Origin of the sequence: Microbacterium sp. MYb64, from assembly GCF_002979495.1 — a bacterium.
Lineage (GTDB): Bacteria > Actinomycetota > Actinomycetes > Actinomycetales > Microbacteriaceae > Microbacterium > Microbacterium azadirachtae_A.
Genome location: NZ_PCOW01000012.1, coordinates 92576 through 112548, shown reverse-complemented (window position 1 = coordinate 112548; position 19973 = coordinate 92576). Strand labels below are relative to the sequence as shown.

Sequence of the window (19973 nt, the reverse complement as noted above, 5' to 3'; positions counted from 1 at the left end):
TTCGGCGCTCAGAACGGTAGTTTCTGCGACGTGAGCGAGAGGAGGGCGCTTCGCTCACGCCCGCGCACGCTCCTAGACTTGAGCCGTGACGCTCAGCACCCCCGAACTCGAAGCCGACCGCCAGGCCCTCATCGCCCTGATCAAGGACGAGGCGGTGTTCCACGGAGACTTCATTCTGGCCAGCGGCAAACAGGCGACCTACTACGTCGACATGCGCCGGCTCACGCTCGATCACAGGGCCGCGCCCGCGATCGGGCGCATCGTGCTCGACCTCATGCAGGGCCTCGACGGCATCGCCGCCGTCGGCGGTCTGACCCTGGGTGCCGATCCGATCGCGAACGCCGTCATGCACGAGTCCGTGCGCGCCGGATCCCCGGTCGACGCCTTCGTGGTGCGCAAGGAGCCCAAGGATCACGGTCGCGGACGTCAGATCGAGGGCGCCGACGTCACGGGCAAGCGCGTGGTGGTCGTCGAGGACACGTCGACCACGGGCGGATCCCCGCTCAAGGCCGTCGAGGTGCTGCGCGCCGCCGGCGCCGAGCCGGTCGCCGTGATCTCCATCGTCGACCGCAAGACCGGTGCACAGGCCGCGATCGAGGCCGCGGGCCTGCAGTGGCTCGCCGCGATCGACCTCGAAGACCTCGGGCTCGACCCGCAGTGACCGTTTCGTCCCGGGACGTCTGCACGACGCCGCGACGCCTGCACGACCGGATCCAGGATTCCGTCGTGCGTCCGGCTCTCGATCGTGCATCCGTCCCCGATGTGAGGAGTGCCGCATGACCGGATCCGCAACGGAAGACCGTCGGGTCGCGCTCGCCGTCGACGTGGGCGGGACCAAGCTCGAGGCCGCCCTGGTGCGCGCTGACGGGACGGTCGTCGACGGCACGCGCAGCCGTCGCGCGACGGGTCCCGATGCGACCTTGGACTCGCTGCGCACGGCGATCGGCGAGGTCGTCGCCCATGCGCTCGCCGGACGCGCCCCCGAGGACGAGCTCGTCGGCGCCGGCATCGGCAGCGCCGGACCTGTGGACCGCGAGCAGGGTGCGATCGTGCCGGTGAACATGCCCGGTGCGCACGGTTTCGGGCTGCGCGACGCCGTGCGGTCCGCCGCCGAGGCGGAGCACGGGGCGCCGGTCGAGACGGTGCTCGCTCACGACGGCGGCTGCCTCGCTCTCGCCGAGGCGCGATACGGCGCCACGCGGGGCGCCGCGGCGTCGCTCTCGATCGTGGTGTCGACCGGCGTCGGCGGCGGGTTCGTCGTGGACGGCCGCTACCTGCCAGGATCCTCGGGCAATGCCGGCCATCTCGGCCAGGTGCACGCGACGCCGGACCTCACGGTCGAGCAGGTCGCCTCCGGCCCCGCGAGCGTGGCCTGGGCCCGCACGCAGGGATGGACAGGGCAGCAGGGCGAGGACCTGGCCCGTGACGCGAAGGCGGGCGATGCGATCGCGCGCGCCGCGATCGAGCGCTCGGCCCGCACGGTGGGCGCGGCGCTCGCCGACGCCTCGACGCTCGTGGACCTGGAGGTCGTCGCGATCGGCGGCGGCTTCTCCCGCGTCGCCGACGACTACATCGACCTCGTGCAGGCCGCGCTCACCGAGACCGCGCAGCACGACTACTCCCGCCGCACACGCGTCGTGCGCTCCGGGCTCGGCGACGAGGGGCCGCTCATCGGCGCCGCGGCGCTCGTGCTGCGGTAGTCATGCGCGTCCTCGGTCTGCAGTCCGGCACGTCCCATGACGGGATCGACGCCGCCGTCGTGGAGTTCCGCGTCGAGGGCATTCAGGCGCACGGCGCGTTGCTGCGGGGGACCGTGCTGCACACGGCCGAGACCCCGTACGCGCCCGAGCTGCGGGCCCGCCTCGTGGCGGCGCTGCCTCCCGCCGCGACGACGCTCGCAGAGGTGTGCGAGCTCGACACCCTGATCGGCCAGGCGTTCGCCGAGGCCGCGGCCGCTGCGGCGGACGCGGTGGGCGGCGTGGACGCCGTGTGCTCGCACGGGCAGACGGTTTTCCACTGGATCGAGGAGGGTCGCGCGCGCGGCACGCTGCAGGTCGGCCAGCCCGCATGGATCGCGGAGCGCACGGGCGCACCCGTCGTCTCCGACGTGCGGATCCGCGACATCGCCGCAGGGGGCCAGGGCGCGCCGCTCGTCTCGCTCCTCGACGACCTCCTGCTGCGGAACGCCCTGCCCGCGGGCGGTGCCGCCGCCGCGCTCAACCTGGGCGGCATCGCCAACGTGACTGTGGTCGGATCCGGCCCGGTGCTCGGCTACGACATCGGCCCGGCGAACGCGCTCATCGACGCGGTGATCCAGGATCGAGGGCTCGACGAGCGCGGCTACGACGCCGACGGACTGATCGCGGCCGCCGGTCTTGTGGACGAGGACCTCCTCGCCGCGCTCCTGGACGACCCGTACTACGCGCTGCCCGCGCCGAAGAGCACGGGCAAGGAGCATTTCCACCTCGCGTACGTGCAGGACCACCTCGCCGCGCAGGGTCGAGGCATCGCCGACGCCGATCTCGTGCGCACGCTCACCGAGCTCACCGTGCGGACGGTCGCGCGCGACATCGCGGCACGAGGCGTGGCCCTCCTCGCCGTCTCCGGCGGCGGGGCGCACAACCCGGTCGTCATGGAGGGCCTGCGCGCCGCGCTCGATGGCGTCGAGGTCGTGTCGGCCGACGCGCTCGGCGCTCCCGCCGACGCCAAGGAGGCGATCCTGTTCGCGCTCATCGGCTGGTGCACGCTGCATGGCGTGCCCGCCGTACTGCCCGGCGCGACCGGCGCGGACGCGCCACGGATCCTGGGCACGATCTCGCCTGGATCCGACCCGCTCCGGCTGCCGGAGCCGGTCGCCGGGATCGCGTCGCTCACGCTGGACTGAGGGCGGCGGCGGCCGGGGCGAGCGGTCGCTGCGGGCTGAGCGTCAGCGGTCGCTCGCCGGCCGGGGCGGCGATTGCCGCGGGGCTGAGCGTCAGCGGTCGCTGCCGGCCGAGCGTCAGCGGTCCCGCTCGTCCTCGTCCCAGGGGCCTTCCCACCACGGGCCGCGGCCATCGTCGCGGCGGCGCCGGCTGAGCACGATCTGCACGATCCACGCGGCGAGCGTGCCGAGCGCGATGACGGCGGCGACCCAGAGGATCGGGTTCGAGCTCATGGTCGCTTCCCCTCCGCCGCATCGGCGACGATCTTCGCGATCCGCGCGGCCCTGGTCTCGGCCCGCTTCGCCATCGCGATCTGCGTCAGGCCGACCTTCTTCGCCGACGGCGGGAAGGCGTCCCATCCCGCGCGGCCGGCGGGGAAGGCATCGAGAGCGGCTGTGAGGTCGTCGGGCTCGATCCCGGCCTCGGGGCCGTCCAGCACGCTCCAGGCGCCGTTCGCCTTGGCGACCTCGATCGCGCGGATGCCCGCGGCCTCGAGCAGTCCCGCCTCCTCGAGCAGCGCGACCCTGGCCTTGTTCGTGGCGGCCCAGCCGCTGGACGCGCGCCGCGGCGCGAACCACAGGCCGCCGAGGCGCTCGTCGAAGCTGCGCACGGGCCCGTCGATCCAGCCGAAGCACAGCGCCTGCAGGATCGCCTCCTCGTAGCCGACGTGCACGTCGTCGTTGCCCGGACGAGGCCGCACCAGCCAGGCGCCGGTCGCGGTCGCGTGGTTCTCGGCCAGCCAGGCGCGCCAGGTCGCCGCGTCCGCCGCGGTGACCCTCACGCCCTGGTCGAGTGCGCCCATCGGAACGCTCAGTCCTCGGTGCCCGAGCCTGCGGCCCCGGTCCCTGAGCCTGCCGAAGGGCCGGCGGTCTCCGGCGCCTCCCGGACCAGGTCGATCACGCCGCCGACGATCTCATCCGGGCGGAACGGGTACTTCTCGATCTCGGCGCGGTCGCTGATGCCGGTGAGCACGAGCACGGTGTGCAGGCCCGCTTCGATGCCGGCGACGATGTCGGTGTCCATGCGGTCGCCGATCATGCCGGTCTTCTTCGAATGCGCGCCGATCTTGTTGAGCGCCGAGCGGAACATCATCGGGTTCGGCTTGCCGACCACGTACGGGTCCTTGCCCGTGGCCTTCGTGATGAGGGCCGCGATCGCGCCGGTCGCCGGCATCGGGCCGTCGGCGCTGGGGCCGGTGGCGTCGGGGTTCGTGACGATGAAGCGGGCGCCGCCCTCGATGAGGCGGATCGCCTTCGTGATCGCCTCGAACGAGTAGTTGCGGGTCTCGCCGACCACGACGAAGTCGGGATCCGTCTCCGTCATGATGAAGCCCGCCTCGTGCAGGGCCGTGAGGATCCCGGCCTCGCCGATCACGAACGCGGATCCGCCCGGCAGCTGCTGCTTGAGGAAGTCGGCGGTCGCGAGGGCGGAGGTCCAGATCCGCTCCTCCGGCACGTGCAGGCCGCTCGACCGGAGGCGGGCGGAGAGGTCGCGCGCGGTGAAGATCGAGTTGTTCGTGAGGACGAGGTAGGGGATCCCGTCCCGCTCCCATCCGGCCAGCAGGTCGGCGGCGCCGGGCAGGGCGTCGTTCTCGTGCACGAGCACGCCGTCCATGTCGGTGAGCCAGCATTCGATGTCCGCGCGTTCGACCATGCACACAGCCTAGGGGCGCGACATTACGGGCGGATGACGGCTGGGGCGACGCGGCGCGCCCCGCGACGCCTTCGCGCCCGCGACGGCAGGCCCGCCCTATGCGGTCGGCGTGGGCGTCGAGGTCGGTGTGCGCAACTTCGGTTCTCCGGGGGTGATGCCGAAGAAGAGCGGATCCGTCGGGGACTCTTCGGCGGGCAGGTAGTCGCCGAGGAAGTGCTCGTCGCCGAAGATCAGGTCTGCCAGTGCGAAGGCGTCGCCGGGGCGGCAGGTCGTGGACGCGTCCAACAGGACACGACTGTCGTAGCCGAATGTGAAGAGGATCTTCTCGAACCCTCCTTCATCGTCGACGCTGACCTGGATGAGTTCGCGGTCGCCGGATCCGAGCGCTCCTCGGCTCGGGGACATGCCCGCGGCTTCGAGATGCTTCATCACGGCATCCGCGTAGCGCTCCCGGTCGGCGATGTCGATCTGCAGGCTCCTGGCCATGTCGAACTGATAGCCGGCGTTGTGATCGCAACGCCCCGGCAGCATTCCATAGTCACCCGTGTGGTCGATCGACCACGGCCCGGTCGAGATGACCGACAGCGCCTCGTTCACGAGCCCTCGGTACTCGAAGTACGTCTTCTCCGCGTCGGCGTACAGGGCATCGCCGGTCGGCGCGGTCTCCTGCTGGCATCCGGTCATCACGATCGCTCCCATCGAGGCCAGCACCATGCCGACCGCCATTCGTCTCAAGACTCGCTTCCGAAGGCTCACCACAGCCACCAATCATCGCTGCCGTACCCTCCGGGCGTCGTCACCGACTGGCCGTCCTTGATGATGCCGATGATGTTCGCGTACGACTCGGACCTGTCATCCAGGTATCCACCCGGATATCCCTCGGTGTCGAGGAACCAGTCACCCTCCTGGTGGGTGCCGTGGCCGGGGGTCTGCAGGAGCTCTTCGCCGTCGTGACGTCGTTCCGACGGCTCGGAACCGTCGGTGTTGGGCAGGTAGCCACCGTTGCTGTCGAAGTTCACCGCACCGTCGAGGCTGCCGGGATCGATGGCGTGCGTTCCCCACGAGAAGGGGCTCTCCGGAGCCCAACGACCCTTTCGTGCCCAGTTGTCCTCGGGAGACGTCGACGCGTAGATCTCCGTGCCCGAATAATCGACGACGCCGCCTCCCAGCGCCCGATCCGTGAGTCCCGCGGAACCGATGGCGATGAGACGGTCGACGCCGAGATCGTCCGGGGCGCTCCCGACGGCGAGGAACGCGGTCGTGCTGCCATAGGAATGCCCGACGACGGTCGTGACCGCGTTCGCGGGCGCGACGTGATCGAGCCCGCGAAGAAAGCTCGTGAGCGATTCCGCGCCGGTGACGGCCTGATCCATGCGCGCCACAGACAGCTTGTCGGGGGTGTCGTAGCCGAACCAGACGATCGTCGCGCTTCCGGACCCGACCGACTTGTTCACCTGGCGTGCGGTCTCGCCCCAGGTGTCCATGTGCGTGACCTGGGTGTCCATCCCGCCGAGCAGCACCGTGAGATTCGTGACCCCCGCCAGCGGATCCTTCGACGATCCCGGTTCGTAGCTGACTCCGTTGACGTAGAGCATCGCCGCCGTGCCCTGAGCCTTGTCGAACAGGTTCAGGGAGACAGGCATGCCGCCTGCTCGCAGCTCTCCCAGGAGCACCTGGATCTGCTCATCGACAGGATCACCCCAGTCGGTCCTGCTCGCCGCCTCGAGGTTCACCACGTTTGCCGCGATCCGGTACGCGTACGGCACGCCCTCGAGGTTGCCGATGAGGTCCGGATACCTCGCCGCGTACGCCTGCTTGGCCTTGTCATCCAGGCGATCCCAGATCGCTGCGACCTCGGCGGGGGTGTCGGCGTCGGCGAGCGATGTCAGGAAGGTCTTGTCGCCAGGAGAGGCGTAGCCGTCATCGACTCCCGCGAGCGCGGCGAGCGCACGCGCGTACGCGTCGTCCCACGACTCGAAAGACCGCTCCCATGCGGCCCAGGCATCGTCGAGCGCCGATCGTGCGAGGGCGAGAGCGGTCTTTGCCTCCTCGGCGGCGTTTCGGAGGCTGTTGTCCTTCGTGAGGGTTCCGCGGCTCGGCGCCTCGTCGCCTGCGGACTTCCAGGTCTTGTACGCGTCGCTGTGCTGCCAAGCGCTCAAGGAGTCTCGTGCATCCGCGAGATCGGTCTCGGCTGCTGTCAGAGCCTTCTGCGCGTCGACGACGTCTGCCATCTGCTGGTTGGCGCGTCCGGCGTGGCTCTCCGTGTCGGTGCCGTACGCGAGGACCAGGTTCTTGATCCTCGTGATGCGCTTCGTGGTCGGAGTCAGGGCTGTCGACACCTCGGAGGCTGTGGCACGGAGGTCCGTGATCGCCTTGCCGCGCCCCTCCAGCTCATTCGAGGTGTTGAAGAGCGCGATCGTGAGGAGCTGCACGGCATCCTCGGCTTTTCCGAGGTTCTCGGCGAGCGTGTTCATGAGCCCGGCGTCGTATTCGATGCGTTCGAACAGGTAGCCCTTCGGAGAAGCCATCTCAGAGGGTCTCCCAACCGCTGCCGAGCCTGACGTCGAGCTCCTCGACCTGGTAGCCGAGGTCGGAGATCCTCCAGCTGAGACTCTGGACGTCCGCCTTGGCGACCTCGATCAGGGCGTGGGTCTCGCCGATCGCACCCTCCAGCAGCTCGCGCAGCGAGGTGCGGCCGTGGGGTGCCTGCACACCGGTGTCGGCGTTGTGCACGGTTTCCAAGACGCTGCCGACCGTGCCCACGCCGACATCGAGATACTGGCGCTGGATGCCCAGCTCGCTCCTGACCACTTCGAAATCGGCCGTCATCTGAATTCCCCCCGGAACGCCTGCTCGATCAACACCCTACTGGGCGGGTGGCGTCGGCGATCAGGCGCGGAGCCAGATGACGTCAGCGGCGTGTGCGACTTCGGTCTCCACCCCGCCGACGGAGAAACCTGCTGCCGTCACGGTGACCTCGACGCCCACGGCGATACCCGCGGCCTCGATCGCGCGCAGCAGCTCCGGATTCTGGTCGCTGACGCGGAGCACCCGGCCGATGTGGCCCGCAGGAGCGTCGGCGAGCAGCACGAAGGGTTCACGTTCGACGCTGCCCGCGGCGTTCGGGATCGCATCGCCATGCGGGTCGAATCGCGGCCGTCCGAGGCGTGCATCGATGCCTTCCAGCAGGCGGTCGCTGATGGTGTGCTCGAGCACCTCGGCCTCATCGTGCACTTCGTCCCAGCCGTAGTCGAACTCCCGCACGAGCCACGTCTCGATGAGGCGGTGGCGGCGGATCACCGCGATGGCCCTGGCCGTTCCGTCGTCGGTGAGCCGCACCGCGCCGTAGGGCACATGCGAGACGAGGCCCGCCGCGGCGAGCTTCTTCACCATCTCGGTGACGCTGGACGGGGCGATGCCGAGCTTCGCGGCGAGCTGCGACGGAGTGATCGGCGTCGGCTGCCATTCGGTGTGCGCGAACACCGTCTTCAGGTAGTCGTCGGCCGCGGGGGATGCCACCCGTCCACCCTAACCGCCGCCGTTGCCCTTCCCACCTTCGAGTCGTCCCCGTGAGCGCACGCCAGGGGGTCCGCTCACGGGGACGACTCGGCGATACGGGGCGGCGGAGTCAGGATGCGACGGCGGAGAGGACCGCGAACGCGGCCTGGCCGGCGAAGAACATGATCGCGAATCCGGCGAGAGCGCCGAGCAGCGACATGCGGCCGTCGAAGTCCTCGACGCCGCGCATGCCGATCGCGCGGGCGCGGAACGACAGGATCAGGGTCAGCGCGCCGAGGGCGAGCTGCACCCACGGGCTGCCCGCGGGCAGGAGCTTCGGCAGGGCGAGGAGCAGGATCCCCAGGGCGGCGGTGACGAGCGACGCCCACGTGCAGATCCGCACGGCCCGGCGCGCGGAAGCCTGCGCTTCGGCCTTCTCGGCGGCGCGCTGCGCGGCGGACGGGCGGCGGGATCTGGCCATCCTTCGAGCCTACCCGCGGCGGCTGTGGGTCCCGTCCGGTCTGCATCGTCCGTCCGATGGATCTCGCGCCGGCCTGTCAGCGCGTCGCGGCGCCAGCGAGTCGGCGGGGTGCCGACGGGCGACGCGGGAGACTGGACCCGGGTCCGGCGATGGCGCCGGGCGTGAGGAGGTGAGCATGCCGAGGGAGAAGGCCATGTCGATCGAGGACCTCAACACGTTCCTCAGGCAGCTGCCGAAGGGCAGCGCGCGGCCATTGCCCGAGAGCACCTGGCACGAGCAGGTGAAGGGGCGGCTCACGCTCGGCGAGCGGTCCGCCGATCGCCTCCGCAACGGGATGGGCAGCTGGGCCTTCGTCGGCGGCTTCGTGCTGTTCATGGCGGTCTGGTGGATCCTCAATTCGAGCAGGGCCACGGCGTGGGATCCGTATCCGTTCATCCTGCTGAACCTGTTCCTCAGCATGCTGGCGGGGTTGCAGGGGGCGATCCTGCTCATCGCCGCGAAGCGCCAGGACGCGATCTCGGCCGCGCTCGCGCAGCACGACTTCGACACCAACGTCGCGGCGCGGGTCGACATCGAGGCGCTGCTGGAGATCAACCGGCGTCAGCTCGAGATGATCGCGGAGCTGCAGGGGATCGCCCGCGCACTGGTGCCCGCGCAGACCGGCGCCGGTGCGACGGGAGCCGATGCGCAGGACGTCGCGACGGAGGTCGCCGCCGCGAAGGACAGCGCGCGGGCTGCGGAGACGCAGGCCGAGGCGCGGGCCGAGACGCAGGTGCAGGCCGCGGTCCGGACCGAGGCGCAGGACGAGGATCCGGACGCCTCGCCCGGGCGTTAGCGGCTCCGGGTCCTGACCGCCCCTGACCGCGAGACTCCATCTGGGCGACGAGACTGCGGTCCTGGCGTGCAGTCTCGTCGCGGAGTTGGAGTCTCGCGGTCAAGCTCCGGTCAGGAGGAGCCAGAGCAGCACGGCGTTGAGCGTGATCAGGAGTGCGGCGGCGACGATGCCGGCGACTGTGGTCCACAGGCGGTTCGCGTAGCGGCCTAGCGTGCGCTGCCGGGCGGTGAGGGCGACGAGGGGGATGAGGGCGAACGGGATCCCGAACGACAGCGCCACCTGACTGAGCACGAGCGCGAAGGTGGGATCCACGCCGAGCCCGAGGATGAGCAGCGCCGGGATCAGCGTGACCATGCGGCGCACCGGCATCGCGATGCGCACGCGCAGCAGCCCGTGCATGATCTCCGCGCCCGCATAGGCTCCGACCGCGGTCGACGCGAGGCCCGAGGCCAGCAGCCCTACGGCGAACAGAGTGCCGATGAGCGGGCCGAGCTGTGCGCTGATCGCGGCGTGCGCGCCCTCGAGGGAGTCGGTGCCGCTCACTCCGGGGAGCGTGGCCGCGGCGAGCAGCAGCATGCCCAGGTTCACCGCCCCCGCAACGACCATTGCGAGCGTGACGTCCCACCGGGTAGCGGTCAGCAGCCGTGCGATCGGGGTGCGCCTGGCCGGCTCGGGGTCTCCGCCGGGGTGCACCGGGGCGGAGCCGAACCGGTCCCTGGCGAGGGCGGAGTGCGCGTAGATCGCGTGCGGCATGATCGTCGCGCCCAGGATCGAGGCGGCCAGCAGCACGGATCCGGAATCCGTGAACCGCGGCGTCAGACCCCCGAGAGCCGCGGCCGGATCCGGCGGGGCGACGAGCAGCCCGGCGAGGAACCCGACGGTGACGACGGTGAGCAGGCCGATCACGACGAACTCGAACGGCCGTGCGCCACGACGCCCCTGCACGGCGAGCAGGACCATCGAGACCGCGCCCGTGATGAGGCCGCCGAGGAGCAGCGGGATCCCGAACAGCAGCTGCAGCGCGATCGCGCCGCCGATCACCTCGGCGATGTCGGTCGCCATCGCGACGAGCTCGGCCTGCAGCCAGTACGCGCGGCGCGCGAACCGATGCGTGAGCCGGTCGCCGAGCAGCTCGGGCAGGCTGCGCCCTGTGACGACGCCGAGCTTCGCCGACAGGTACTGCACCAGCCACGCGATCACGTTGGCCACGACGACGACCCACACCAGCAGGTAGCCGTAACCGGCGCCCGCGGTCATGTTGCTGGCGACGTTGCCCGGATCCACGTAGGCGACTCCGGCGACGAGTGCAGGCCCGAGCAGCGCCGCGCCGCGGGCGGAAGCCGGGGCGTCGGAGCGAGGAGGTGCGATGGTCACCGTAGTTTTAGGCACACCGAAAACCTACTCCATTTTTAGGTGGACCGAAATATCTGAACCGATCGGCGCGCGCTCCCGCGGCTACGCTGGCGGGATGCAGGATCCGGCGCCAGAGAGCGAATCAGCGACGACGACGGATGACGCTGCGGAGCCTGTCGAACACGGCGTCGGCCCCTGGCCGGGCGGTCCCGACGCGTGGCCCGCGGGGGAGCACTTCGATCCCGACCTGCTCGCCCACGGGGACCGGCGCAACGTCGTCGACGCCTACCGCTACTGGCGCATGGAGGCGATCGTCGCCGATCTCGATTCCCGACGGCATGCCTTCCACGTGGCGATCGAGAACTGGCAGCACGACATGAACATCGGCTCGATCGTGCGCAGCGCCAACGCGTTCCTCGCCGACACCGTGCACATCATCGGGCGGCGGCGCTGGAACCGCCGGGGCGCCATGGTGACCGACCGCTACCAGCACGTCGTGCACCACGAGACGGTGCAGGCGTTCACCGCGTGGGCGGAGGCCGAGCGGATCCCGATCATCGCAGTGGACAACCTCGACGGTGCGGTCCCGGTGGACCGGGCTGACCTGCCGCAGCGCTGCGTGCTGCTGTTCGGTGCCGAAGGTCCAGGACTGTCGGACGAGGCGCTCGCCGCGGCGTCGGGGCACGTCGAGATCACGCAGTACGGATCCACCCGCTCGATCAACGCCGGTGCCGCGGCGGCCGTGATCATGTACGAGTGGTGCCGGAGGCACGCCGGCTGATCCGGGCATCCCGCGATCTCGCGGCGCCGCAACCTCGCGCCTCCACGTGCCCGAGCCCGGATCCGGGTCACTCGCAAGGGTGAGGACGCGTGCGCGACCGCATGCCAGCATGGGGACGTGCAGACAGGGAAGGCGCGGAGCGGCGTGCGCGGCGGCGGCGCCTCGCTGATCGTGGCGCTGGCGGCCCTCGTCGTGCTGCTGCCGATCAGTCTCGCCTCGCTCGCGTGGTCGACCCCGCACCCGGCGCTGCTGGTCGTCCTCGGGCTTGCGCTGGGCTTCACGGCGCTGCACGGCGCCTCACTGCTGTCGGTACGGCGACCGGTCGCGGGCTTCCTCGTCGCGAGCGCGGTGATGCTGCTCCTGGTGCTGATCCCCGCGGCGCGCGACGCGTCCGCCGTCATGCACCCGTCCGCGGTCGTGTATCTGCTGTGCCTCGCCCAGGTCGCGGCGCGCGAACGGGTGCGGCTCTCCATCGTGGCCTTGGGTATCGGGCTCATCGGCGCCGGGATGATCGCGCTCGCGGAGCCGACGTTCGGCTCCGCGGCAGGCATCGACGTCGGGCTGCTGCGGCTCGGCGCCTTCCTCGGACTCGCGGCCTGCGCGACCGCAGCGTGGGCGTGCGGTCTGCTGGTGCGGTTCGCGACGAGCCGCGCCGAGGAGCGCACCGCGATGCGCGTGCGGCAGGCGATCGCGGACGAGCGGATGCGCATCAATGGAGAGCTGCACGACGTCGTCGCGCACGCGATGACGGTCATGATCGCGCAGTCCGAGGTTGCGCGGGCGCTCGTCCGAGAGCGGCCCGAGGTCAGCGAGCGCGCGCTCGGCGTGGTCGTGGACACGGGCCGCGACGCGCTGCGGGGCATGCGCGCGATCGTCGCCGCCGAGGGCGACGCCCCGAAGGAGCCGCTGCCGACGGTGGACTCCCTGGCCGAGCTCGTCGCCTCGGTGCGCAGTCCTGCGTGCGAGGCCCGGCTCGTGGAGGCCGGAGCCCGTCGCGCCCTGGCTCCGGCGTCGGCGCTGGCCCTGCACCGCACGGTGCGCGAGGGGCTCACGAATGCCATGCGGCATGCGCTGCCGCCGGTGCGCATCGAGGTGCGCGTCTTCTGGGCCGAGGAGCGGGTCGTCGCCGAGGTCGAGGACGACGGCGGATCCGGGCGCAGCGGATCCGATCTCGGCGCCGGGACCGGGCTCGTGAGCCTCGGCGAGCGGATCCGGCTGGCGGGCGGGTCGCTCGCGTCGGGAGCGGGATCGTCCGCGGGGTCCAGATCGGGATCGCACGGCTGGCTGCTGCGGGCCGAGTTGCCGGTGCTCCCTGTGCTGGCGGCGGGGGAGGGTGCATGACGATCCGGGTGCTGCTCGTGGACGATCAGGAACTGTTCCGCGAGGCGGTCGCGATCATGCTCGGCCGGGATCCGCGCATCGCCGAGGTCGCGACCGCGGCCGATGCGCACGAAGGCATCGCGCACGTGCGCGGTCACGCCGTCGACGTCGTCCTGATGGACATCCGCATGCCGGGGATGGACGGCATCGCCGCGACTCGCGAGATCCTGCGGCTGAAGCCGGGGATCCGGATCCTCATGCTCACGACCTTCGACCTCGACCAGTACGTCGTCGAGGCGATCCGCGAGGGGGCGAGCGGGTTCCTCACGAAGGACGCCACCCCGCAGGACCTCGCCGACGCGGTGGTCGCGGCCGCGGCGGGGGACGCCGCCATGTCGCCGCGCGCGACGGCGGCGCTGCTCGGCTTCGTCCGGGAGGCGGGACCCGCGGCCGATCCCGATACGGCGCTCGCGCCGCTCAGTGGCCGGGAGCGCGAGGTCGCGCAGGCGCTCGCCACCGGTGCGTCGAACGACGACATCGCGCGTGCCCTGTTCCTCAGCGAGAACACCGTGAAGACGCACGTGAAGGCGATCCTCGCGAAGCTCGGTCTCGCCGACCGCCTGCACGTCGTGATCTGGGCCTACGAGAACGGCGTCCGCCGCCCCGGTCGGTAGCGGGCGCGTGCCGGGGATCATCCCTGAGGGTGATCCGGAACCGTCCTCGAGGGCGACGCGGCGAGCGGATCCGGATCCGTAGCGTTCGAGACATGAGGAACAGAACGCGTGTCGTGCTGCTGATCGTCGGCCTCGCGCTCGGGGCGGGCGTGGCCCTTCTCGGCGCGATCGGACTGCTCGTCCCTGGCATCCTGCCCACGGGGGCGGCCCCGAGCCTCGTCGCCACCGTCGTCGGGGCGCCCATGGCTGCGGCCGTGTCGATCGCGGCGGGGCTCGCCGCAATGGCCGTCGGCGTGCTCGGACTGCGCGGACAGCGAGGGAGCGGCGGCGTCGTCGGCGCAGCGCCGGGCGGACTGCGCATCGCGGCGGTGATCGTGGCGCTGCTGGTGGCGGCGCTGATCCCCGGGGGGATCATCCCGGTCGCCGGGTACTCGTTCGTGCTGGTGGTGGCGGGGCTGGTCGGCGGGGGGCTCGTGCTACTGACCGTGCGACGGCCCGTGATCGGAGTCGTCGGGATCGCGCTCGTCGTCGGCGTCGTCGTGCTCGCGGCGCTCCGGCTGCCGCTGACGACGTTCGCGCCCCGCGTGCTGGACGCGCTGGCTCCACGGCTCGGCGAACTGGCGGTGTCCTTCGCGCACCTGGTGGCCGCGGGCGCGCTCGTCGCCTGGGCGATCGGCGAGCCCGCCGTGCGGGGCCGGTTCGCCGCGGGTGTGCGGCGGCATCGGCGGGCGATCACCGTCGCAGCAGCGCTGTGCGCGCTGCCGTATGTGTTCTGCCGTCTCACGTGGCTGACGCCCTGGCCTCTGTTCGCGCCGACCGGCGCTCTCGCGCCGGACATCCTCATGGTGGGTCTGCTGCTCGGCGGGGCGATGCTCGCGGCGGGGCTGCTCACGCTCGCGCTGTGCCTGCCGTGGGCGGACCGCTTCCCGCAATGGATGGGCGGAGTCGGGGGCCGCCCGGTTCCCGTCGGGTTGGTGGTGGTCGCCGCATCGTTCGTGGCGGTGATGTTCACCGTGGGCGGTGTGGATCTGGTGCGCATCGCGACGACGAGCGGCGGCGCACTGGCGGTGGGCGTGCTGGAGCTGCTTCTCGTGCTGCCGTTCTGGCTGTGGGGGCCGCTGCTCGGCCTCGCCACCTGGGGCTACGCGATGCACCGAGGCCGGCCCGAGGAGCGCTCGGCAGTGCCGCGGGCGATCGGCGACCGCGGGCTTTCCGACACCCTGCGGGCGCGGGCGACGGCCGAGCTCGATGCGATCGAGGAGCTCGAGGTGCATCGCAGCGTGCGATGAGGTTCTCAGTCGCGGTCGATGCCGAAGGTGTGCTTCATGAGGGCGCTGACGTCGCGGTCGATGTTTCGGATCTCCCCGCGCAGCTCCGTGATGTCGCCCTTGAGCTCGACACGTAAGGACTGGATCTCCGAACGGACGACGCGCGTGAACATCGTTGTGACGATCGTGATCATGCCGAACATCCCGGCCGCGAACACCCCGATGAGTGTCCACACCTGCGGTTCGTTCATGGTCAGCACCCCTTCAGTGTCGCGTGGATCCGCCCAGAATGCCAGGGAATGAGAGCCCCTGACCGGCGATCGCGGGATCGTTGCACGACGTCGCGAGGATCCGCGCTGTGCGGACCGAATGATCCGGATCGGGGCCCCTCTGCACGACCGAGGACTGAGGCGGATCTCCTCAGACCTCGAGCGCGAGCCAGCGTCCGGTCCGCACCCGCAGACCGAGGGTGGCGAGCCTCGCGCACAGGTACACGCCGAAGAACGCGACGGCGAGCCAGATCAGGCCCGCCACGCCGTTCACGCCGGTCGCGGCGATGATCGCGAGCGCGGGCAGGAACGGCACGAGGTTCAGGCCGCCGGCGATCGCGAGGTAGCGCGCGTCGCCGGCGCCCATGAGCACTCCGTCGAGGACGAACACGATGCCGGCGATCGGCTGGGCGATGGCGAGCACGATGAGGGCGGGCTGGATCAGCGCCGCGAGGGCGGGGTCGCCCGTGAACGCGAGCCCGATGACCGACGACAGCGCGGCGATGAGCACTCCGACGATCACCCCGAACCACGCGCCCCAGGCGACTGTGCGGGCGAGCACGTGCCGTGCCCCGTTCGGATCCGCGGCGCCCAGGCTCTTTCCGATGAGGGCCTGCGCGGCGATCGCGAGCGCGTCGAGCGCGAAGGCAGCGGCGGAGAAGATCGTGAAGACGACCTGCCAGCCGGCGAGCTCGCGCGTGCCGATGCCGGTCGCGATGCCCACCGTCGCGAGCAGCGCCACCCGCAGGCTCACGGTGCGCAGGAACAGCCACCCTCCGGAGCGCGCGGACCCGCGGATCCCGCTCAGCTCCGGTGCGACCGAGGCCTCGTGCCGGCGGGCCAGGCGCCCGATCACGAGCACGTAGGCGCCGACCATGCCCCACTGGGCGACGACCGTGCCGAAGGCGGATCCGGCGATGCCCCAGCCGAATCCGTAGATGAAGAGCCAGTTCAGCAGCGCGTTGGCGGCGAAGCCGATGCCCGCGATCCACAGCGGGGTGACGGTGTCCTGCATGCCGCGCAGCAGCCCGGTCGCGGCGTAGACGACGAGCATCGCGGGCAGCCCCCACATGGACGGCGCGAGATAGGCGGCGGCCTGCGCCGCGACCTCCGGGCTGGCGCCGAACAACGGGATCACCGCAGGGGTGAGCAGCGAACCGATCACCGCGAGCACCGCGCCCAGGCCGAGCGCGAGCCACATGCCGTCGATGCCGACCGACACGGCGTCGCCGTGGTCGCCCGCGCCGAACCGCCGTGCCACCGCGGGCGTGGTCGAGTAGGCCAGGAAGATCATCAGCCCGACGATGGTCTGCAGGATCGCCGATGCGATGCCGAGCCCCGCCAGCGGAGTGGTGCCGAGGTGTCCGACGAGCGCCGCGTCGACCATGAGGAACGCGGGCTCCGCCACGAGCGCGCCGAGGGCGGGCACGGCGAGGCGGATGATCTCGCGATTCAGGGTCGGTGCTCCGCTCGGGCGCGATCTGTCACCCGGGCTCGGGTTCGGCGTCGGGGAGGGCACCGTACGAGCCTAGGGGCGGGCGGGGACACCGTGTGCCGCCGGTGTCATCCCGGTGGGGTGAGGGTCATGGTGAGGAGTCTTCGGACCGCACCGGGGGCGCCGCCACGGGCGCGAGGGCGGTGCCAGGTGCGGGTGCCATCCCACCAGGCGGGGCCGCGGATCTCAGGCACGCCGTGACGCATGCGGATCTGCCACCCTGACGCATCGAGCGTGCGGTGGTGGTGCCAGCACAGGGCGACGCCGTTGCCGGTGTGAGTGGGGCCGCCTTCGGCGTGCTCGCGAACGTGGTGGATCTCGCACCAGGTCGCGGGCACGTGACAGCCGGGGATCAGGCATTCCCGGTCGCGGAGCAGGATCGCGCGGCGTTGCGTCGCGTTGAAGATGCGGGCCGTGGTGCCGATGGACACGATCTGCCCCTGTTCGTCGAAGAGCACTCGTTGCACCCCTCCGGCGCAGGCCGTGTGCTGGGCGACGCTGAGGGGCACATCGATGCCTTCGACGAATGCCCGTCCGGTGCCGTTCGCGTAGTCTTCGGCCCTCACCGACACCACGAGCGTCGGGGCCGCGCCGCCGAGGGCGGGCACAGCGGAGTGCCCGGCCGCGACGTTCAGGATCGCCGCGAGGTTGTCGTGATTGCGCTGCGCGCGCGTGCGGCTGTCGATCGGGGCGTTCGGCCCGCCGGCGAACTCCGGCTCGAGAGGATCCGGGTCGTCCTCGACGAACCGGACCGTGCTCTGCGCCTCGTGCGTCGCAGTCCCCTCGGACCCCAGGGCGTCGAGGACGTCACCACCTGTCTCGCCGAGGCGCCCGGTGAGGTTCGGAGCATCGGTCGCGGCAGGGTTGTTGAACGCGTCGAACAGACGCTCCAACGCCCCCGCGACTTCGGGCAGCAGCCCGCCGCGCACCGGACGCACCCCGTCGCGGAGCCGGCCGATCGTGAACCCCCGGTTCCGCTCCGCCTTCCGGTCGTCGGGTTCGGCTCCGTCCGGATCCAGCGCGAGCATGAGGGCCTGCGCATGATTCGCGAGCTCGTCCGTCGAGGGCGCAGGGCCGGGCCTGCCTGCCTCGTCGGGCAGATCGAGACCGCGCGCCATGGTCGCGAGGATCTCATCGACGGCGTCTCGCGCGTCGGCGGTGATCCTGTTCCCGGATCGCTGGACGGGCCCGATCGCGGCGAGCAGCCCGGATGTCGAGATCTCGCCGTCGCGCAGCACCTGCCCGAGCGCCTCGTACCGCGCAGCCCCGTGTTCGCCCGAGGAATGCAGGAAGTCGCGCCCCACGGCATCGGCGGCTCGCACATACCGGCGGGCGGCGCCCATGTCCACGCGCAGCGCCCGACGCAGCAGTTCGGTCACGTCTGCGCAGCCCGCCGCGGTGGTGATCGTGGTCGACGCGGCTCCTGCGTCGCGTTGGACGGCGTGCACGGTCGCGGTCGTGATCGCGCCGTCGAGCAGCCGCTGCATCCGGCCCAGCGTCTGCAGGATCCGGATCGCGTCGCCATCGGTGACGCCGTCGAACTGGCCGGCCATCTCGCGCGACGCGCACACCTGCCGGAGCAGGTGCTCGACCTGCTCCAGAGCTTCGCGTGTGGTGGATGCCATGCCTCCATTCAACAGAGGGCCACCGACATTCGAACATCCAGTTCAGAAGCTATTTCCGATCTGTGCAGAACTCCTCCGAATCGGTCCCTGTGGAGGACGAGAGGTCGCCCTCCGATGGTCGCGAACGGCGCCCGGATCGCAAGCGAAAGACCGATGCGCAATCCGGATCCGCCCGTCCGGGGCGTGCGCAGCCGCATAGGCTGGCCGTACCCGAGGCGTTCGACCGGAGGAGGCGCGATGAAGGATCCGGACCGCGTGCGCCGCGCGCATGACGCCGCACGGAGCGCGCACGAAGGGGCAGAGAGCGCGGGCCCGGCCCCGCAGACCGCCCCGCCCGCCGTCCTGAACGCAGAGACCATGCCGGCGATCGTCGAGACCGCGATCCAGGTGGCGATCCGTCAGGGACAGTTCGACGACCTGCCCGGCGCGGGCAAGCCGATCCCCGGTCTCGGCGATCATCACGATCCGGACTGGTGGATCCGCCGCAAGATCGAACGGGAGAATCTCACCGGCCTCGGCCCGCCCGCGCTCATGCTGCGCGTGGAGGACCGCGAGCTCGACACGCAGCTCGACGCCCTGCGGCGGGAGGACGACGTGCGCGCGGTGCTGGAGGACTTCAACCGGCGCGTGATCGATGCCCGGCGTCAGCTGCTCGGCGGCCCGCCCGTGGTGACGAAGCCGCGGGACGTGGACGCCGAGGTCGAGGCATGGCACGCACGTCGGGCGGCCGCCGCGGTCGCGGAACCTGCGGCGCTCGAACCGCGGAAGCGCTGGTTCCGTCGGAGCTGACGAGGCCTCGCGCACGTGTCAACGCCCGCGCCGTCGCTCCCACGACCAGGCGATCCCGACGCGGCCCGACCACGGCAGTGCCAGCACCACGGCCGACAGCAGCACCATCGCCGGGTACTGCGCGATGAGCTGATCCGACGACCAGTACAGCATCAGGGTCGCGATGGATCCGAGGGCGGCGATCGCGGTGAGCACTCGACCGAGGCCGAGCACCAGCAGGAGTCCCAGTCCCGTCTCGAGCACCGGGATCGCGATGCCGAACAGCTCCGGCGCCGCCTGCATGACCGCGCCGAGGGGGCGGAAGAAGAACGGCACGCGGCTGTTGCCCGCGGCGCCCTGCGCGACGAGCAGGATGTCGGCGGATCCGAATCCTGCGCGATACTTCAGGATCCCCTCGTTCAGCCACAGCAGGCCCGCCGCGATCCGGGCCGCCGCGCCGAGAAGCGCGGAGGCGAGCATCCAGGGTGCGGTGCGGGCCGGCTCCCCACGGCCGACCCGCACCGCGGTCGCGGTCATGAGAGGGAAGCGGCCCCGAACACCGCCTTGGCCTTGTCGCAGTGGATCACGACGTCGGTGTACATCGAGAGGTCGACGCCGCTCAGCATGAACGTCTGCGACGCCTTGTCGAAGGCGACCGCGTCGATCTGCTTGCCGGCGGAGACGGCCGCCTCGTCGGTGCCGTTCGTCAGGTACACGTGCAGATCGGGACCCTCGTCGGAGGAGAAGCCGCTGAGCATGAGCTCGGATCCGGACACGGTCACGGAGCCCTGCACCTTCTTGCCGTTCAGGCCCATGAACGTCCCGGTCTTGTGCATGGCGTCCATGGAGGACATCGGGGACGAGCTCGGCTCGGACGACGAGGTCGACATCGTGTCGGACGACGGCGAGGATCCCCCCGGTGTCGAGCTGCAGCCCGCGAGAGACAGGCCCAGGGCCAGGACGGCCACGCCGAGCGAGGCGGGGACGAAAGCGATCTTGCGCATGAGTGCTCCATTCCGTGGATGCGCCGGC

Annotated in this window: 23 protein-coding genes; 9 read left to right on the top strand and 14 right to left on the bottom strand. The window is 71.3% G+C overall.

The window, feature by feature from the left end:
- Positions 1 to 85: 85 nt before the first annotated feature.
- The 3 genes from pyrE (at position 86) to CQ044_RS12235 (ending at position 2884) form a co-directional block, all read left to right on the top strand.
- Positions 86 to 661 carry an orotate phosphoribosyltransferase gene (gene pyrE / locus CQ044_RS12245; protein WP_105688712.1) on the top strand — a complete coding sequence of 192 codons (576 nt, stop codon included), beginning with the start codon at positions 86 to 88 and terminating at the stop codon, positions 659 to 661.
- A gap of 115 nt (positions 662 to 776) precedes the next feature.
- Positions 777 to 1700 (top strand): ROK family protein, encoded by a 924-nt coding sequence (locus CQ044_RS12240; RefSeq protein ID WP_105688711.1) that lies wholly within the window; start codon positions 777 to 779, stop codon positions 1698 to 1700.
- A gap of 2 nt (positions 1701 to 1702) precedes the next feature.
- On the top strand, positions 1703 to 2884 hold the full coding sequence (locus tag CQ044_RS12235; RefSeq protein ID WP_105688710.1) for an anhydro-N-acetylmuramic acid kinase: 1182 nt from the start codon (positions 1703 to 1705) through the stop codon (positions 2882 to 2884).
- Between the two features lie 114 nt (positions 2885 to 2998).
- On the opposite strand, the gene CQ044_RS19600 is transcribed toward CQ044_RS12235, so the two are convergent.
- The 8 genes from CQ044_RS19600 to CQ044_RS12200 all read right to left on the bottom strand — a co-directional run bounded on the left by CQ044_RS19600 (position 2999) and on the right by CQ044_RS12200 (position 8553).
- Positions 2999 to 3154 carry a hypothetical protein gene (locus CQ044_RS19600; protein ID WP_181158302.1) on the bottom strand — a complete coding sequence of 52 codons (156 nt, stop codon included), beginning with the start codon at positions 3152 to 3154 and terminating at the stop codon, positions 2999 to 3001.
- Positions 3151 to 3723, bottom strand: coding sequence for a YdeI family protein (locus CQ044_RS12230; protein ID WP_105688709.1), 573 nt, complete (start codon positions 3721 to 3723; stop codon positions 3151 to 3153). The genes CQ044_RS19600 and CQ044_RS12230 overlap by 4 nt, the downstream gene beginning before the upstream one ends.
- 8 nt (positions 3724 to 3731) lie before the next feature.
- Positions 3732 to 4574 carry an HAD-IIA family hydrolase gene (locus CQ044_RS12225; protein WP_258133288.1) on the bottom strand — a complete coding sequence of 281 codons (843 nt, stop codon included), beginning with the start codon at positions 4572 to 4574 and terminating at the stop codon, positions 3732 to 3734.
- A gap of 96 nt (positions 4575 to 4670) precedes the next feature.
- Positions 4671 to 5300 carry a hypothetical protein gene (locus CQ044_RS12220; RefSeq protein ID WP_105688708.1) on the bottom strand — a complete coding sequence of 210 codons (630 nt, stop codon included), beginning with the start codon at positions 5298 to 5300 and terminating at the stop codon, positions 4671 to 4673.
- A gap of 26 nt (positions 5301 to 5326) precedes the next feature.
- Entirely contained in the window at positions 5327 to 7102 is a 1776-nt protein-coding gene (locus CQ044_RS12215) for an alpha/beta hydrolase (RefSeq protein ID WP_105688707.1), read from the bottom strand.
- Position 7103: 1 nt separating this feature from the next.
- Complete coding sequence (locus CQ044_RS12210) at positions 7104 to 7403, bottom strand: hypothetical protein (RefSeq protein ID WP_105688706.1); 300 nt, start codon at positions 7401 to 7403, stop codon at positions 7104 to 7106.
- 60 nt (positions 7404 to 7463) lie between these two features.
- The gene (locus tag CQ044_RS12205) at positions 7464 to 8093 is read right to left on the bottom strand and encodes a metal-dependent transcriptional regulator (RefSeq protein WP_105688705.1); all 630 of its coding nucleotides are present in this window, start codon (positions 8091 to 8093) and stop codon (positions 7464 to 7466) included.
- 109 nt (positions 8094 to 8202) lie between these two features.
- Positions 8203 to 8553 carry a hypothetical protein gene (locus tag CQ044_RS12200; RefSeq protein WP_258133286.1) on the bottom strand — a complete coding sequence of 117 codons (351 nt, stop codon included), beginning with the start codon at positions 8551 to 8553 and terminating at the stop codon, positions 8203 to 8205.
- Between the two features lie 175 nt (positions 8554 to 8728).
- Between CQ044_RS12200 and CQ044_RS19915 the strand changes: the two genes are divergently transcribed.
- On the top strand, positions 8729 to 9388 hold the full coding sequence (locus CQ044_RS19915) for a DUF1003 domain-containing protein (protein WP_308736928.1): 660 nt from the start codon (positions 8729 to 8731) through the stop codon (positions 9386 to 9388).
- Positions 9389 to 9487: 99 nt separating this feature from the next.
- Here the strand turns inward: CQ044_RS19915 and CQ044_RS12190 are convergent, their stop codons facing one another.
- A complete protein-coding gene (locus tag CQ044_RS12190; RefSeq protein ID WP_374954857.1) occupies positions 9488 to 10777 on the bottom strand; it encodes an Nramp family divalent metal transporter in 1290 nt (429 codons plus the stop codon).
- Between the two features lie 79 nt (positions 10778 to 10856).
- Here CQ044_RS12190 and CQ044_RS12185 point away from each other — a divergent pair, with 79 nt between their 5' ends.
- The 4 genes from CQ044_RS12185 to CQ044_RS12170 all read left to right on the top strand — a co-directional run bounded on the left by CQ044_RS12185 (position 10857) and on the right by CQ044_RS12170 (position 14805).
- Positions 10857 to 11522 carry a TrmH family RNA methyltransferase gene (locus CQ044_RS12185; RefSeq protein ID WP_105688704.1) on the top strand — a complete coding sequence of 222 codons (666 nt, stop codon included), beginning with the start codon at positions 10857 to 10859 and terminating at the stop codon, positions 11520 to 11522.
- A 117-nt stretch (positions 11523 to 11639) separates the two neighbouring features.
- The gene (locus CQ044_RS12180) at positions 11640 to 12863 is read left to right on the top strand and encodes a sensor histidine kinase (protein WP_146116786.1); all 1224 of its coding nucleotides are present in this window, start codon (positions 11640 to 11642) and stop codon (positions 12861 to 12863) included.
- A complete protein-coding gene (locus CQ044_RS12175) occupies positions 12860 to 13516 on the top strand; it encodes a response regulator transcription factor (RefSeq protein ID WP_181158301.1) in 657 nt (218 codons plus the stop codon). Before CQ044_RS12180 ends, CQ044_RS12175 begins: the two co-directional genes overlap by 4 nt.
- 92 nt (positions 13517 to 13608) lie before the next feature.
- On the top strand, positions 13609 to 14805 hold the full coding sequence (locus CQ044_RS12170; RefSeq protein WP_146116785.1) for a hypothetical protein: 1197 nt from the start codon (positions 13609 to 13611) through the stop codon (positions 14803 to 14805).
- Positions 14806 to 14810: 5 nt separating this feature from the next.
- On the opposite strand, the gene CQ044_RS12165 is transcribed toward CQ044_RS12170, so the two are convergent.
- The 3 genes from CQ044_RS12165 to CQ044_RS12155 form a co-directional block, all read right to left on the bottom strand.
- Positions 14811 to 15035 (bottom strand): hypothetical protein, encoded by a 225-nt coding sequence (locus tag CQ044_RS12165; protein ID WP_105688740.1) that lies wholly within the window; start codon positions 15033 to 15035, stop codon positions 14811 to 14813.
- Between the two features lie 169 nt (positions 15036 to 15204).
- A complete protein-coding gene (locus CQ044_RS12160; protein ID WP_105688701.1) occupies positions 15205 to 16572 on the bottom strand; it encodes an MATE family efflux transporter in 1368 nt (455 codons plus the stop codon).
- 44 nt (positions 16573 to 16616) lie between these two features.
- Positions 16617 to 18173, bottom strand: a complete 1557-nt coding sequence (locus CQ044_RS12155) for an HNH endonuclease signature motif containing protein (protein WP_105688700.1) — start codon at positions 18171 to 18173, stop codon at positions 16617 to 16619.
- A 237-nt stretch (positions 18174 to 18410) separates the two neighbouring features.
- On the opposite strand from CQ044_RS12155, the gene CQ044_RS12150 reads away from it, so the two are divergent.
- Positions 18411 to 18962, top strand: a complete 552-nt coding sequence (locus CQ044_RS12150; RefSeq protein WP_105688699.1) for a DUF1992 domain-containing protein — start codon at positions 18411 to 18413, stop codon at positions 18960 to 18962.
- An 18-nt stretch (positions 18963 to 18980) separates the two neighbouring features.
- Here CQ044_RS12150 and CQ044_RS12145 read toward each other — a convergent pair whose 3' ends face one another.
- Both CQ044_RS12145 and CQ044_RS12140 read right to left on the bottom strand, forming a co-directional pair.
- Positions 18981 to 19478: a hypothetical protein gene (locus CQ044_RS12145; protein ID WP_105688698.1), complete on the bottom strand. Its 498-nt coding sequence runs from the start codon at positions 19476 to 19478 to the stop codon at positions 18981 to 18983.
- Positions 19475 to 19945 carry a DM13 domain-containing protein gene (locus CQ044_RS12140; RefSeq protein ID WP_105688697.1) on the bottom strand — a complete coding sequence of 157 codons (471 nt, stop codon included), beginning with the start codon at positions 19943 to 19945 and terminating at the stop codon, positions 19475 to 19477. The genes CQ044_RS12145 and CQ044_RS12140 overlap by 4 nt, the downstream gene beginning before the upstream one ends.
- Positions 19946 to 19973: the final 28 nt, after the last annotated feature.